Source organism: Vibrio sp. E14 (assembly GCF_020515785.1).
GTDB lineage: Bacteria > Pseudomonadota > Gammaproteobacteria > Enterobacterales > Vibrionaceae > Vibrio > Vibrio diabolicus.
On sequence record NZ_JAHPJI010000006.1, the window covers coordinates 105129 to 119893 of the forward strand.

General features: G+C 45.6%; 13 protein-coding genes. 2 read left to right on the plus strand and 11 right to left on the minus strand.

All coding sequences use genetic code 11. The features are described 5' to 3' along the window. Window positions 1-23 precede the first annotated feature (23 nt). Window positions 24-965 (plus strand): class I SAM-dependent methyltransferase, encoded by a 942-nt coding sequence (locus LIX84_RS16830; protein WP_226421795.1) that lies wholly within the window; start codon window positions 24-26, stop codon window positions 963-965. 213 nt (window positions 966-1178) lie between these two features. On the opposite strand, the gene LIX84_RS16835 is transcribed toward LIX84_RS16830, so the two are convergent. From LIX84_RS16835 to LIX84_RS16875, 9 genes are all read right to left on the minus strand, one after another. Further along, window positions 1179-2234: a hybrid-cluster NAD(P)-dependent oxidoreductase gene (locus LIX84_RS16835; protein ID WP_226421796.1), complete on the minus strand. Its 1056-nt coding sequence runs from the start codon at window positions 2232-2234 to the stop codon at window positions 1179-1181. 81 nt (window positions 2235-2315) lie between these two features. After that, window positions 2316-3977 (minus strand): hydroxylamine reductase, encoded by a 1662-nt coding sequence (gene hcp / locus LIX84_RS16840; protein WP_226421797.1) that lies wholly within the window; start codon window positions 3975-3977, stop codon window positions 2316-2318. Window positions 3978-4151: 174 nt separating this feature from the next. After that, on the minus strand, window positions 4152-5681 hold the full coding sequence (gene norR / locus LIX84_RS16845) for a nitric oxide reductase transcriptional regulator NorR (protein ID WP_226421798.1): 1530 nt from the start codon (window positions 5679-5681) through the stop codon (window positions 4152-4154). A 212-nt stretch (window positions 5682-5893) separates the two neighbouring features. Further along, window positions 5894-6373, minus strand: coding sequence for a glycine zipper 2TM domain-containing protein (locus tag LIX84_RS16850; RefSeq protein ID WP_226421799.1), 480 nt, complete (start codon window positions 6371-6373; stop codon window positions 5894-5896). A gap of 124 nt (window positions 6374-6497) precedes the next feature. After that, window positions 6498-7109 (minus strand): CDP-alcohol phosphatidyltransferase family protein, encoded by a 612-nt coding sequence (locus LIX84_RS16855; RefSeq protein WP_226421800.1) that lies wholly within the window; start codon window positions 7107-7109, stop codon window positions 6498-6500. Beyond that, entirely contained in the window at window positions 7102-7749 is a 648-nt protein-coding gene (locus tag LIX84_RS16860; RefSeq protein ID WP_005393263.1) for an ATP-binding cassette domain-containing protein, read from the minus strand. The genes LIX84_RS16855 and LIX84_RS16860 overlap by 8 nt, the downstream gene beginning before the upstream one ends. After that, window positions 7715-9424 (minus strand): ABC transporter permease, encoded by a 1710-nt coding sequence (locus LIX84_RS16865; protein WP_226421801.1) that lies wholly within the window; start codon window positions 9422-9424, stop codon window positions 7715-7717. The genes LIX84_RS16860 and LIX84_RS16865 overlap by 35 nt, the downstream gene beginning before the upstream one ends. Before the next feature lie 9 nt (window positions 9425-9433). Further along, the gene (locus LIX84_RS16870) at window positions 9434-10594 is read right to left on the minus strand and encodes an ABC transporter substrate-binding protein (protein ID WP_047008619.1); all 1161 of its coding nucleotides are present in this window, start codon (window positions 10592-10594) and stop codon (window positions 9434-9436) included. 466 nt (window positions 10595-11060) lie between these two features. Next, window positions 11061-11507, minus strand: coding sequence for an META domain-containing protein (locus tag LIX84_RS16875; protein WP_005393252.1), 447 nt, complete (start codon window positions 11505-11507; stop codon window positions 11061-11063). Between the two features lie 210 nt (window positions 11508-11717). Here LIX84_RS16875 and LIX84_RS16880 point away from each other — a divergent pair, with 210 nt between their 5' ends. Further along, window positions 11718-11966 carry a DUF1289 domain-containing protein gene (locus LIX84_RS16880; RefSeq protein ID WP_012841935.1) on the plus strand — a complete coding sequence of 83 codons (249 nt, stop codon included), beginning with the start codon at window positions 11718-11720 and terminating at the stop codon, window positions 11964-11966. Between the two features lie 98 nt (window positions 11967-12064). Here LIX84_RS16880 and LIX84_RS16885 read toward each other — a convergent pair whose 3' ends face one another. After that, on the minus strand, window positions 12065-12286 hold the full coding sequence (locus LIX84_RS16885) for a hypothetical protein (protein ID WP_005393249.1): 222 nt from the start codon (window positions 12284-12286) through the stop codon (window positions 12065-12067). A 414-nt stretch (window positions 12287-12700) separates the two neighbouring features. Further along, window positions 12701-14389, minus strand: a complete 1689-nt coding sequence (gene ushA, locus LIX84_RS16890) for a bifunctional UDP-sugar hydrolase/5'-nucleotidase UshA (RefSeq protein ID WP_104974244.1) — start codon at window positions 14387-14389, stop codon at window positions 12701-12703. Window positions 14390-14765 lie beyond the last annotated feature (376 nt).

Genomic DNA, 14765 nt, shown 5'->3' on the forward strand with positions numbered 1-14765 from the left:
AAGAAAACTAATAAGAGAACTCGATGCAAGCATCACAACTTCCGCTGTTTTTTCAGCATCTAGAAACCGAGCTCGCGCAAGCTCCGAATGAAATTCGTCGACTGTTTCATGGTCGTGGCCGCCGTTTTGAGGGCCTAGAGCAAATTACCTGTGACTGGTTACAAGGTCAGTTGATCATCAACTTGTTTAAAGAAGTCGACGACGCATTTCTCGCTGAGCTGAAAAGCGGTCTCAATGCGGTGGCACAATCACAACTGTGGGCAGATAAGCAAGGTCGCACAATGGTTCTTCAGCACCGTTATGCCGATGGAGCGCCTTCAGAAGTGCTTGTCGGTGAATTAGACGCTCGCCCTGTCGTTGAAGAAAGCGGTTTGAAATACCAATTGGATATTGGCCGCAACCAAAATTTCGGTCTGTTTTTGGACATGCGCTACGGTCGTGATTGGGTACGGGAAAATGCGAAGCATAAAAACGTGCTCAACTTGTTTGCTTACACCTGTGGCTTTTCTGTCGCTGCCATTGCGGGTGGCGCAGATAAAGTGGTTAACGTCGACATGGCGAAAGCGTCGTTGTCTAAAGGTCGTGAGAACCACAAGCTAAATAGTCATAACATCAACCAGGTAAGCTTTATGGGGCACGATATCTTTAAATCGTGGGGTAAGATTAAGAAATCTGGTCAGTATGACTTGATTATCATCGATCCGCCTTCATTCCAGAAAGGCAGCTTTGCGCTGACTAAAGATTACAAAAAGATTCTACGTCGATTGCCGGATTTGTTGGCAGAAGGCGGCCAAGTGATGGCATGTGTGAACTCGCCATCTGTGACAAGCGACTTCTTGATTGAAAGCATGAAAGAAGAAGCGCCAGAGTTGACATTCCGTGAGCGTCTGGATAACCCGCCAGAGTTTATGGACGTAGACAGCGAAGCAGCATTGAAAGTGTTGTTGTTTAGCGAGAAGCAATGACGACGAAACGAAAGTTGTACCTATCTATAATACCAGCCGTTTGAGTACGGCTGGCATTTCCGCGATACCCCGTCAATCTGAATAGCGAGACACGAGTGTGATTCAGAGTCTATTCTCAGAGTGAGTTATTCCCAACACACTGATATTAGATTCCTGATCTCGCCTAGGCTCGTCGGAATGACGGGAAACAATAAAAGATCGATACCAGCAGCATTAACCGATCTGCACTTCAAGATCCGCTTCGATGGTTGATGAGCAGGCGAGTACATAGCCTTGTTCAATTTCTTCTGGCGTTAATGTCTCTATGCTGGTGGAAGAGACGCTGCCTTTACGAACCTTGCATTTGCACGAGCCACAAATGCCGCTGCGACAAGCGACGATTAATGGTAAACCTGCGCCTTCAAGCACATCGGCCAGTACCTGACCTTTTTGCGCATCGATGGTTTGAGCAAAGTCAGGAACAGAAACACGAACAACTTCATCGGAGATCGATGTTTCTGCGCTAGTCGCTGGCGTAAAACTCTCTTGGTAGAAGTTCGTCATGTCAAAACCAAGGTCATTCAAATAGCCGTGAACATCTTGCATAAACTGGCTTGGACCACACAGGTAAACGGTGCGCTGTTTGAAATCAGGAACAAGCTCTTTAAGCCAATCGGCATTCAAACGACCTTGTGGATGCGATGTTTCTTCGCGGTTTTTCAGCAACAATTTTAAATGGAAGTTTGGATACACAGCGTCGAACGTTTCTAGCTGATCGTAGTAAATCGTCTCTTCTGGGCTGCGTGCGATATGAAGAAATGCGATGTCCACATCGTTGTCGTTTTCATCTTGATTACTCAGCCAGTGTTTTGCCATCGAAAATACGGGCGTGACGCCGCAACCTGCACTGATAAGCAAGGCTTTTGTTTCGCCATCACGTAAACCGGGTGGATGGTCAATGCAGTTAAATTCGCCCGCTGGTGGTAATGCTTGAACGGTATCACCGAGCAGCAGCGAGTCAACGATATAGTTCGATACTTTACCGCCAGATACTCGTTTGATGGTGAGTTGAAGGTGATCGTCTTCATTGATAGAGCTGATTGAATAGGCACGAAACTCCATTTTTCCATCAATTTCCACGCCCAAGTTAATAAACTGGCCAGGTTTAAACTGAAACAAAAGTGACTCGGTTAGCTCAGCCAACTTAATGCTAACGGTGTCGTGTGTTTCGAAGTATTTGTCGATGCAACGGAGTGTGACGGGCTGGTTACCTTGCCATTCAAAAAACATAACAATCTCTTTGGTTGTGGCTATTTTTGGTTCGAAATAGATAGCGCCTCCACGTAAGGAGGCGCGTAACAAGTAGGTTTATTAGGCTGCTAGGATGGCTTTTAGATCATCCTGAACATTGCCAATACTGCGCATATCGAACTTCTCTTGGATGATGGCGATTAGGTTTGGCGTTAGGAATGCCGGTGCAGTAGGGCCTGTGTAAATGCCTTTCACGCCCAATGCAAATAGCGTTAGCAAGATAACGATCGCTTTTTGCTCGAACCAAGAAAGCACAAGCGTGAGTGGTAGTTCATTGATGTCACAGTCAAACTCTTTCGCCAGTGCAAGTGCAAGCTGGATTGCAGAGTAAGCATCGTTACATTGGCCCACATCCAATAGGCGAGGGATGCCGTTGATATCGCCGAACGTATTCTTGTTGAAGCGGAACTTACCACACGCCAACGTCAGGATTAGCGTGTCTTCTGGTGCTTCAGCCGTAAAATCGGTGTAGTAGCTACGTTCCGCTTTATCACCATCACAACCACCGACTAGGAAGAAGTGTTTGATGTTGCCTTGCTTCACTTGGTCGATAACCGCAGGGGCGGCGTTCATCAGTGCATTGCGACCAAAACCAACCGTGATATGGTGTTCGATTTCGTCGTGTTGGAAACCGTCTTGCGCTAGAGCACATTCAATTACTTGGCCAAAATCATCGCCTTCAATGTGAGCCACTCCAGGCCAGCCAACAATACTACGGGTGAATAGACGGTCTGCGTATTGACCCACATTTGGATTCAACAAACAGTTTGACGTCATTACGATTGCGCCAGGGAAGTTTGCGAATTCTTTCTGTTGGTTTTGCCATGCGCTGCCGTAGTTACCGACGAGATGAGGGTATTTCTTCAGCTCAGGGTAGCCGTGTGCAGGCAGCATTTCTCCGTTGGTGTAAACGTTAATGCCTTTGCCTTCAGTCTGTTGCAGGATTTTTTCTAGGTCATGCAAATCATGGCCAGAAACAAGAATGCATTTGCCTTTTACTGGCTTGACGTTCACCGTGGTTGGTTCTGGATGGCCGAAGGTCGTTGTTTCACCTTGGTCGAGCATTTCCATCACTTTGTAGTTCATCAGGCCAATGCGCATTGAGCAATCAAGTAGTTCGCCGAGATCTTCAGGATCTGTGCCCAACCACGCCATGATTTCATGGTATTCGGCATAGATATCGTTGTTGGTTTGCTCAAGAACACGTGCGTGCTCCATGTACGCTGCGGCACCTTTAAGTCCGTATAGGCAAAGTAGGCGTAGGCCAATAACATCTTCATGTACTTGGTCTTTACCACGGTTAACCGCGACTTGAGGAGCAAAAGCTAAGATCGCTTCTGCGCTGTTTGGTAGCTCGAAGTTGGCAACGGCAGGAATGTCAGCGACTTCGGTATCGGCGAGCGTGGCTGCAGACATCACTTGCTCTTTTAGCAATGCTTTGTACGTTGCAGCTTGAGAAGTCAGCTCTAGGACACGTTCAGGGTCGAAGTTTACGTTCGTCAATGTAGAGAAAAATGCTTTTGGTGCCCATTGGTTGATTTCATCGTTAATGATATTGAATTCAAGTGCTTTTGATGCCCAAAAAGAAACCCCTTGCAGTGTGTAAACCAACACGTCTTGTAGGTCTGATACTTCAGAAGTTTTGCCACACATGCCTTGTGCAAAAGAACAACCTTTAACAGCAGGGGTTTGAATTGTCTGTTCACATTGAATACAGAACATATTGGGTTCTCCAGTGATTGTTTTAATAGTCGTGATGTTGACCACCAGAGAGCAGAATACGTGCCAATTGTTATATTGTTGATTTTTAATGGCTTTGTTTGTTTTTGATAGGGCGGACGATGTAATTAAGACAACGTAAATGATGTCTTGATTACATCAGCCTCTTGTGGTTGGTTATTTATTGATCCCGAGTTTTTTACCCATTCGATATAAGTTTCCGCGATCCATTTGCAAAAACTCCGCTGCTTTTGCCCAAACGCCACCAGTTTGGCTTAAAGCATGTTCAATTAAATCACGTTGATAGCTTTCTATTAGCTCTCGCATTGGTTGGCTTTCTTTAGGCAGATAATGCGATGTGTTTTTTACATCATCGAGAGCCAATGAGGTGTCGAAATGGTTAAGCATGATTGTGCTCGCGCCTTGTTGAATGGCGTGTAAAGCCGCGCGAGTTAAAGTGTGTTCGAGCTCGCGTACGTTTCCGTACCAAGGTAAAGACTCCAGTTGAGTCAACACCTTAGGGTGAACGTGTAGGTTGGGCGCATTAAATTGTTGGCGTACTTTTTCTAACAGATATCCGGCTAAAACGGGAATATCACCGTCACGGGTACGAAGTGGGGGGACTTGGATTGGGAACACGTTCAAACGGTGGAAAAGGTCTGCTCGAAACGTGCCAGCTTCGACCTCTTTTTCTAATTGTCGATTGGTCGCGGCGATGATGCGCACATTGACCATCAAATGCTGATCGCTACCCACACGTTGCAGCTCGCCTTGTTGAATCACACGCAGCAATTTTGCCTGTAAAATCAAAGGCAGTTCGCCCACTTCATCAAGGAAAATCGTTCCGCCGTCTGCCAGTTCAAACTTACCGGCGCGGTGGCTATTGGCTCCAGTGAATGCGCCTTTGACATGGCCAAACAGTTCACTCTCAGCCAGACCTTCAGGCAGGGCTGCACAGTTGACGTAGATCATCGGCTTATCGCTACGATGAGATTGCGCGTGCACCGAGTGCGCGACCAGTTCTTTACCAGTACCGGTCTCTCCTGTGATAAGTACCGCGTAATCCGATTGAGCAACGGTCGCAATGTTGTTTCGTAACTGGTTGATCTGCTGGCTCAAGCCTACCATTTCGCCATGTTGGGAACGGGCTTGTTGGATAAGGGTTTGAGTGACGCTTTTCTGCTTTTGGTTTTGTGCTTTGAGCGCTTTTAATTGAGCAATGTTACGCAATGTCGCAGCGGTCAAAGCCGCCAAGGTTTCGATAGCGACAGGGTCAATGTCATCAAACGCGCCCACCGTTAGGGCGTCCATAGTTAGTGCGCCAACAAGTTGGCCTTCCACATACAAGCTAAAGCCCATGCAATCGTGTACATCAATGCACTGGTCTTCGGTTAATAGTGTGCCGTCAAAAGGATCAGGCAGTGAACAATCGGCATCGAAACGCACCGGTTCGCGGCTATGAATAATGGCATCTAAGCGTGGATGCGCTTTGGGGAAATAGCGACGACCTAAGACCGCGCTGGATAAGCCTTTTACCGCGACAGGAGTCAGAAACCCATCCTCATCGAAGATAAACAGGCAACTAGCATCACATGGGAATACTTGCGCGACCCCATCAATGAGGTTTTGATATTGCTGCTCGTGAGAGCGATTAGAGCTGAGGTTTAGCGCGATATTAAGGAGTACGTGGTCAACATTCGGTGTCATAACAAGCCCAAAGTTATCTGGAATGGGCTCATGCTAGCAACTCGATGTCATTTGAACATCGAAAGGTGTGGGAGATTGATGTTCCATTGACGACGATCAAATTTGATACAAATAGAATCGCGCAAGCCGATAAGTAAGCAATGTACGCTTGCGCGGATTAAGCTCTTTGAAACAAAACAGCAGACCAATGGAACGGAGTCATCGTGTTCAAATTAGCGAGGTACAACCCTTGCGTCATTACCAGACATGTTGATTTGAACCGCTTGGCCTGGCTGAAAAATCATGTTTGGGTTTGCTTCTTGAACGACAGAGATTATTTTTCCATCCTCTAAGCGAATGGTCAGATTCACACCATTTCGTTTCGCGGTTGCTTCAGCGGCTTTACTGCCGGCATAACCACCCAGCAGACCACCACCAATAGCTGCGATATCCGAGCCAGAGCCGCCCCCGACTTTTGAGCCTAATATACCACCCACGGCGGCACCAGCGATTGTACCTATGGCGTTGGATTGGGTAGAGGCATCAATGGTTACTGGTTCAACTTTTTCAATCGTTCCGTAGTAAACCTGCTGAACTTTGCGTGTGTCTGAAGAGCCGTATGCATCTCCGTACGGGTTAGGTGAGGTACAGCCGCTAAGCACAACAATACAAGACATGATGAGCAGCATACCTAGCTTGACGTATTTTTTCATATAGCCTCCGAATGATTTCTCTCCATCCAAAGAGTATATACCCCAATTTAATATATGCTTTAGTGTTATATAAAACAGGTACTTAGCGGCTTTTCTCTCAAGAAAACGTGAACTTCTAAGTGGTTTAATGGCCTTTAAGCGTATGAAACCCAGAGTAAATACGTGTGAATGTGGTAAACCAACATGCTGCACCAAAGATATAAGCAATGACGGCAAAGTGTTGCGGTAACAAACAAAATAGCACCAAACAACCAATGGTTTCAGTACCTTCGGTTAAACCGCTCATGTAGTAGAGAGATTTGTGTTTATACACTGGATTATCGATGCCTTGTTTGCCTGCCATGATGGCAAAAGCCAAAAAGCTGCTTCCCGTTCCGACAAAGGAAAAAATCAAAAATGCCCCTGCAATGGCATTTTGTTCTGGGTTTGCTAACACAAAACCAAAAGGAATCAGGGAATAGAACAGAAAATCTAAGCTGATATCGAGAAAACCGCCCGCATCAGTAATGCCTTGAATCCTCGCCAGTGCACCGTCTAATCCATCACAGATTCTATTCAGCAAAATAAACAGCAACGCCAACAAGTATTGTTCGGCGATCAAAGCCGGCAGGGTAAAACAGCCAAGCACAAAGCCAAATACTGTCGTTTGATTTGCGGTGATACCACATTTGTCGAGGTATGTCGCACTGAGTGCCAGCGGTTTGCGGATGAGCTTTATACTTAGGCTATCAAGCATGATTTGTCTCCCACGGCCAGTTTAGACAACGGCTGCCATTGGGAATATCGTCTTCATCGTGCGTTACCATCAAAGTAGGGATGTTCGCTTGCTGCAATTGCTCGACCACCCAATTGCGAAATTGTACGCGCAGATCTTTATCTAACTTGCTGTAGGGCTCATCGAGTAGCGCAACTTTCGGCTTTGCCAACAGCATACGAGTCAAAGCAATACGGGCTCGTTGTCCTCCGGAGATTTGATCTGGGAAGGATTCGGCAAGTTTGGTCAATGCAATGTTCTTCAGTGCTTGCATGGCGTGTGCTTTACGCTCCTCACCTTTGATTGAGTTTGGTAGCGCGAATGCAAGATTCTCCCATACCGTTAAGTGAGGGAAGAGCAAATCTTCTTGGAACAGAATACCAACCTGCCGCTTATGTGCAGGGAGGGCATCCAACTTTTCGTTATCAAGCGTAATGGAGCCAGAGTAGTTGAACTCGGCGGAGAGGTGTCCAGCAATGGCATCCAACAAAGTGGATTTACCACAACCGCTTGGTCCCATCAGAGTAACAATTTCACCTTTCTCTACGGTCATGTTGAACGCTGAGAAAAGCGTGTCGCCATTGGTTTTACGGATGGCGAGGTTTTCGAGACAAAGACTCATTCAGTAGTAAACCTTTTATAGACAAGCGGCGATACTTCACGTGTAAGCGGCTTAGTAGTATCGCAAAAGAGAAGAACAAGAACGGCAAGAGTGCTTGCCAAATGGCATAAATCGCGGTGACACGTCGGTCAAAACCACTGGATAGCGCAACGGCTTCGGTGGTGATGGTGCTAATGCGCCCAGCCCCTAGCACCAGTGTCGGTAGGTATTGCGCCAGACTTACGCTAATACCGACCGCCCATGCGAATGTAATTGCAGGTAGGAGGATTGGCAGTTTCACTTTTAACCAAGCTTGCATCGGTGATTTACCCAAGCTGAGTGCGACGCGAGTTAAGCCGTTGTCGAAGCTGCGCCACGGGCCGTCTAGCGAGAGGTAAATAAATGGGAATGCGAAGAACACATGCGCCCAGCATACCCAAAAGAAATACGCGTTACTGTTAAAATACAGTGTCACTACTTGCATACCGAATAGCACCGATAGCTGAGGAATCAGCATTGGGATGGCGATAATGTAACCGGGCACCTGCCAGCGATAACGAAGGCGATACTCGTGTGCGATCAAGGCAAGGACTAGAGCGACGGTCGCGCTGATAACAGCAATCAGCATGCTCTGTTCCAGCGTGCCAAGAATGCTGTGCCATCCGTATTCCCAAAAACGCAGGCTATAGCGGCTCGGTAGTAAATCTGGAAAGCGCCAGCGTTGAGCAAAGCTCCATACCACCATGAGTGGAATCATTAGAAGTGCGAGTAGCGCAATCAGTGAAAACAGGGTCTTACCGGGTAAACGAAACCCGTTTCGACCAGAGTACTGCCAGCGTTTGAAGCCTTTGGTAATACACCATTCCATTAAGCGTGCAAATCCAATCACAAGGCTAGCGATCGCAAACAACACTACCGCGCCTGCGGCAGCTCTTGGTAGTAGCGATAAATCAGGGTCGTTAAACCACTGCCACACTAAAACCGCAAATGTTGGTGGGTTGGTAGGGCCAATAATCAATGCAACATCGACAACCGACAAGCTGTAAGCCAATACCGCCAGCATTGGAAAGCGCAGTTTTGCTATCCACTGTGGGAACAAGCATTTCCACCACGCTTGCGCCGAACTGTAGCCCATTGAGTGACTGACTTTTTCAATCTTATCGACTTTCAATTGCTGAAGAATTGGAATACTCATCAACAATAAAAACGGCACTTCTTTAATCGCAAGCATGATGATCAAACCGAGTGCATGCGGATCTTTAATCAGCAATGCTAAGTCATTCACCGTTTGCGCATTGGGATCGTAACCAAACAGTTGGTTGAGAACCCTAACGCCCATACCAGTTGGGGCAAACAAGAACGCAAAGCCAATCGCAAACGCTACGTGCGGCATGGCAAGAAGTGGCGAGAGGCTTACTTCAATTTTTCGCCAAAACTTGCTGCCCCACGATGCTTGCAAAATCGCAAATGTGATCAAGCAAGCCAAGTAGCTACTGAAAATGGCAGAGTAGAAAGTAAGCCCGATGGATGTCCAAACACCCTCCCAATCAAAAACAGCGTTAAAGCCATCTAAAGAAAAGTGGTGCAAGCCGATAGGAGGCACATAACCGAGCGCAGAGACCACCACTCCGAGTAGTCCCGGAATGGTAGGCAAAATACAAACTGCGATAATGACTAAATATAGCGCTCTTAACATGGGCTCTTATTAATTCCCGTAGCGTTTCAACCATTCTTTTTCTAAGGCAGATTGCCAACTTGGATGCGGCTCAGCGATAGATTTGAATTGTTGAGTATGTTTAGCCGAACCTGTTAGGTATTGGCTGCTTAGCACTGAAGGATCGCCCCAGATGTTAAGGTTACCTTTGCGAGATTGTGCTTCAGGGCTCAATAAAAAGTTTATCGCAACTTGCGCACCAGCACTGGCATTTGCGTTCCAAGGAATCGCTAAGAAGTGAATGTTTGAGAGTGCACCTGCGTCCATCGCATACGCTTTGGTGCTTTCTGCAAGATTACCGCTCGACTGCGCAGAGAAAACCGCGTTCGGGTTAAAGGTAATTGCCAGGTCAGTCTGACCATCATCCAGTAGTTGAAGGGTTTCTGCTGTACCGCCTGGAAACTGTTTACCACCGCGCCAAGCGACTTTATGGAACTCATCTAGGTAAGCCCATAGCGGTTGAGTAACTTGTTCAAACGTGTCATCGGTAACTGGTTGTTGCAGAGCAGGGGCGTTGTTAGACAGTTCAATGAGTAATGCTTTAATAAAGCTTGTGCCATGAAACTCTGGTGGGCGAGGGTAAGTTAGGCGATTTGGAAACGCCTTTGCGTAACTCAGCATTTCAGCAAATGATCGAGGAGGGTTATGCAGGGTTTGCTCATCATGGATAAACACTAATTGCCCCACACCCCAAGGTGCTTCCAGACCTTCAGTCGGCTCTGAAAAATCCACATCAATTGGCAATGATTTATCGACGTATTGCCAGCTTGGCAAACCTTCAACAAAAGGACCAAACAGCAATTGGTTATCCTTCATAGATTTGAAGTTTTCGCCATTGATCCAAACCATATCAACACTGCCACCGCTGTTTTTACCTGCGGCTTTTTCTGCGATAAGTCGAGTGGTGGTCTCAGAAATATCGGTGACTTTAACGTGGTTTAGCGTCACGTTATAACGCGATTTTAGCTCTCTACTCGCCCACTGGATGTAGCGATTAATTTCTTGGCTTCCGCCCCAAGCATGAAAGTAGACGGATTGTCCGTCGGCTTGTTGTTCGATTTTTTGCCATTCACTAGCAACCGATGAGTTGGCAAAAGAAGATGTCGCGAAAGTGGTGGCTAAAATGCCAACGGTACTGAGTAGCTTTTTCATATCTATTCCGTGTTATGTCTTTTTATTCTCGTTTCCGGCGTTATTGACGTCTAAACAAGTCGCTCCGCTTTGTTACAAGGATAGTAATCCATCTCTCTCTATTATCAATGCCAATCCCAAACGGAATCACTCATTGATTCAAAGAATTATTCTCAATGTGAAGCAAAACGAAGAAAGGACAATTCTGGTGTCGTTTTAGGTATACAGGAGCGGACCGCTTGTTTGACGATATTCTTTCAAGTAATTGAAAATTATTGTCCTCAAGCAACTTCGATATGTTGATTTGGAAGACTGAACCCGCGTCGTAGACGTGGCGTTGAGGGCGTAAAGAGGGAAAGAGTTTGTCGTTTTAAACGATTTTGCTAACCGAAACGTGCGAAACAGACATCCTGCCTGCTTTGATATGGATTAGGAGGCATAAAAAAAGCAGCCATTTTATGGCTGCTCTTAGAATATGAAATGGGACTTAGTTTACCCAATCACGCAACTGAAACGTTAGTTCGTGATCGTCATTTTTAAGCATTAGCCCTTCTTTGGTTAGCGTTATATCACTCCATTCAGTAAGAGTTTCAGACATCGCTTGCTCAATTTTCATTTGGTCATCCATACACATCTTCATGGTCATTCCCATTTTTTCGATGCGTAGTTGATTGTTTTTTAGTTCAGCTTGACCAAAGAAGTTGTTACACCCCGCGTTACCATTTGCAGTCAGATTTTCTCCGATTTCTAAGCGAGGCGCTTGCTGACGTTCTTTTAATTCGATGTTTTTACCATCAATCTGAACCAGCTCCCAATTATGGTGCTGTAAATCTTGAGCCGTAATTTCTTTCACATTGTCACCGTTGCTAGCACATGCAGTCATAAGAACAGGAAGAGAGATTGCTGTAACTAACGTTTTTAGGCTAAGCTTCATTTTATAGACTCCGTTTTTAGAAAACGTGGTAAGTATAGGTAATAAAACACTGTTTTTGTCAGCATAAGGTAATAGTTTCGTATTACTGTGACAGAGTCCAGTTTATATACTCAAACGGCTTCAAGGTGCAAGATGTATAGCACTGTTGGGAGCTTATATTGAAGTCGTTATAATATCATTACAGCACAGCGAGCAAAAAACGGTTAGAGCATGGAGCAACTAGAGTTTTTTACCGTCCCAAACCCTTGCGTTGGTATTTGTAGTGTGGACGAAAAAGGGTATTGCAAAGGATGTATGCGTAAAAGAGAAGAGCGATTTAACTGGCTCACTTATACCCCTGCTCAACAGTTGCATGTAATTAAGCTATGCCGTCAGCGCTATAGAAGAAAGGTATTGGCAGGGAAGGGCAAGGCAGAAGAGTCTCAAGAAGAATTATCACCACAGCAAGATCTCTTTTAAATTTCGAATTATCCCGGCTCGGCAATAATCAATGATGAGCCGGGACTGTATTAGCTCTTACTATGCGGTGCGTGTAAGGCATACTCGTTAAATTAGCGCTACTTCATTGACCAACGGTCACTGACCCATCCCCCAGCATGTTCGTCAAAGTGGCTTCCTGAAAATCGATGATTGAATTCAACATCTAATTTACTTGTCGGGCGTTCATCCATCAGCTGATGAATGTATCTCGCCATAGGATCCGTGCAAGCTTCGCGCTCTCTACGGGTAACCACTTCTTTGATCATTTGAAGTCTGTAGCTATTGCTGGCTCGTTTCATTTTTGACCTCCTGAACTCGATGGCAGCAGTTTGAACATATTGACGTCCAGATCGCTGCTCATTGGTGAACGCTTGGCGGCGAATCACCTTCGTTTTAGGTCAAAAAGACAAATTGTTTGAGAGCAGTGTTTGTAACGCCATTCACATCTTTCCTAGAATCATCCACTAAGCTACGAAACTTCATAGCGAAAAGTTAGTTGATGAATCTGTATTTTCGAAAGACCTTATCAAACATAGAAGCCCAGCACATGGGCGTCAACAACACAAATGAATAATTTTTGAACACTTTATGAAGGGCGATAATTTTCAGCACTTTAACGAAAATAAAAAAACCGAAGCGTCACGCTTCGGTTTTTAGGGAGGCTCTGACGGAACAACTTCTAAAAGCTCTTCACGTCAGAGTGTAAGGTGTTTTTAGCTATTAGTTGCTGGGCAACCTTTCACAGCTTGACCGTTACTGAAGTACTTGATGTTTTCTAAGTTCTTGTTGTAGCTATCCGCAGAGATCTGTGGGTTATTTACGAAGAACTCACGTAAAACGTATGCATCGGTTAGCTGGGTAGATTGAACATCGATGATTGGATAGTTATCGCCACCAGCAGCACTGAAGCTGATTACAGAGAATGTGTACGTTGCGTCTAGATCGAAGCCTTTATCGTTAATGTCGGTAATGGTTACTGAGCCAGCATCACAATCTACATCTAAAGTGATGTTATCTAGTTGAGCGTAAGCGCCAGAGCCTGCAGATTTCGTTGCTACGACATCAAGGTACTCTTTTACTTCTTGACCAGTCATTGTCGCTTTAGTCACGAAGTTACCGAATGGTTGCACTGTTAGTACGTCACGGTAAGTGATGTCACCATCTTGGATTGAATCACGCACACCGCCAGAGTTCATCACACCAAAGTCAGCACCTACCGTTTTGTAAGTACGGTATGCCTCGCCCAGTAGATGACCTAGGTTAGTTTGTTGAGAGCGAACTACGTTACGATCACCTTCTAACTTACCCGTCGTATTAGAAATCTTCTCATCTAATAACTCTTGACCTTGCTGTTGGTATGGCAGTAGTAACGCTTTTACCGTCGCATCTTGTTGAATGCGTTCACCGATCACTTCATCGTTGTCGTCCAAAAGGTTTACAGGAATCAGTGCGTAGTTCGCTAAGTGAAGCTTGCCGTCGTAATATTCGAAGTCCGCACGACCCACATATTTACCCCACTCATGCGCTTGCATAATCCAAGTGCCTTTTTGTTGGTCTGGCGCGCAATCATCACCAGGTTTGAAATCAGCATACTCATTGGTACCTGGCTCCATACACACTGGGTTTTGTGAGTGACCACCGATGATAGCGTCTAGTTGTCCCTCTTCGAGAGAGCGAGCGAGCTTCACGTCCCCTGGTGCTTCACTACCATTATTACCATCTTGGTAGTGACCCATGTGCGTCGTTGCAAATACTAGGTCTACTTTTTCGTTTTCTTCGATTTCCTTAAGTACTTTTTTGATTTCAACTTGAGGGTCTTCGAAGTGGATGTTTGATACGTTGTCTGGATTAACTAGCTTCGCCGTGTCCTGGGTGGTTAGACCAATAACAGCGATCTTAAGGCCGTTGATAGTAAATACTTTGTAAGGGTCGAAGTAACGCTCATTGGTATCTTTCTTATAGATATTCGCAGCCAGCATAGGGAAGTCAGCTAGCTCAGCTTGCATATCGAGAATATCTAGTGAGTTATCAAACTCGTGGTTACCGACAGCCATTGCATCGTAACCAAGTAGGTTCATCCCTACGAAGTCTGGAACCGCATCTTGCATGTCTGATTCTGGTACGCCGGTATTAATATCACCGCCAGATAGCAGAATGGTTTCACCGCCTTTTGCTTCGACTTCTGCGCGAATAGATTCGATTAAAGTGTGACGCGCAGCCATGCCATATTCGCCGTCGCTGTTATGCCAAAAGCGACCGTGGTTATCGTTAGTGTGGAGAACGGTGAACTTAGTACAAGAATCTGCAGTCTCGCAGGTTACTGGAGAATTATCGCTGTCTGAGCCGCATCCTGCTAGCGCAGCGCCCACTGCCATTACCAAAAGAGATTTGGAAAACTTCATAAGGGATCCTTTCTTTGTGATTTTGTTATTGTTACGGCGTGAAATATACGGAATTAATGTGAAACTTTAGTGATCTATCTCTTATTTATACTTCTATCGGAGACATGAATTAATAAGCCTGCAAACTACGTCTCCAATTAAACAGAAATAGTTTTTAGTATGTTGAAATTAGAGGGAGGGGGTTATTTTGTGAAGTGGCCAATTGAATGAATGTGGTTTGTGTGAATCAATGCGCATTTTTGCGAAGTATAGCGCTGATTTTGGTGATTATTTTGCCAAGTTCATGTTTTTCTTAGCAGCTATGACACAAATCGTTATAAATTTTCGCTCTGATGATGAGGGAAATGTTTTGTATATAAAATGATCACTGTAAAAC

Coding starts and splice junctions, on each gene's coding strand:
- LIX84_RS16830 (WP_226421795.1), top strand. CDS start 24: ATGCAAGCATCACAACTTCCGCTGTTTTTTCAGCATCTAGAAACCGAG.
- LIX84_RS16835 (WP_226421796.1), bottom strand. CDS start 2,234: ATGTTTTTTGAATGGCAAGGTAACCAGCCCGTCACACTCCGTTGCATC.
- hcp (WP_226421797.1), bottom strand. CDS start 3,977: ATGTTCTGTATTCAATGTGAACAGACAATTCAAACCCCTGCTGTTAAA.
- norR (WP_226421798.1), bottom strand. CDS start 5,681: ATGACACCGAATGTTGACCACGTACTCCTTAATATCGCGCTAAACCTC.
- LIX84_RS16850 (WP_226421799.1), bottom strand. CDS start 6,373: ATGAAAAAATACGTCAAGCTAGGTATGCTGCTCATCATGTCTTGTATT.
- LIX84_RS16855 (WP_226421800.1), bottom strand. CDS start 7,109: ATGCTTGATAGCCTAAGTATAAAGCTCATCCGCAAACCGCTGGCACTC.
- LIX84_RS16860 (WP_005393263.1), bottom strand. CDS start 7,749: ATGAGTCTTTGTCTCGAAAACCTCGCCATCCGTAAAACCAATGGCGAC.
- LIX84_RS16865 (WP_226421801.1), bottom strand. CDS start 9,424: ATGTTAAGAGCGCTATATTTAGTCATTATCGCAGTTTGTATTTTGCCT.
- LIX84_RS16870 (WP_047008619.1), bottom strand. CDS start 10,594: ATGAAAAAGCTACTCAGTACCGTTGGCATTTTAGCCACCACTTTCGCG.
- LIX84_RS16875 (WP_005393252.1), bottom strand. CDS start 11,507: ATGAAGCTTAGCCTAAAAACGTTAGTTACAGCAATCTCTCTTCCTGTT.
- LIX84_RS16880 (WP_012841935.1), top strand. CDS start 11,718: ATGGAGCAACTAGAGTTTTTTACCGTCCCAAACCCTTGCGTTGGTATT.
- LIX84_RS16885 (WP_005393249.1), bottom strand. CDS start 12,286: ATGAAACGAGCCAGCAATAGCTACAGACTTCAAATGATCAAAGAAGTG.
- ushA (WP_104974244.1), bottom strand. CDS start 14,389: ATGAAGTTTTCCAAATCTCTTTTGGTAATGGCAGTGGGCGCTGCGCTA.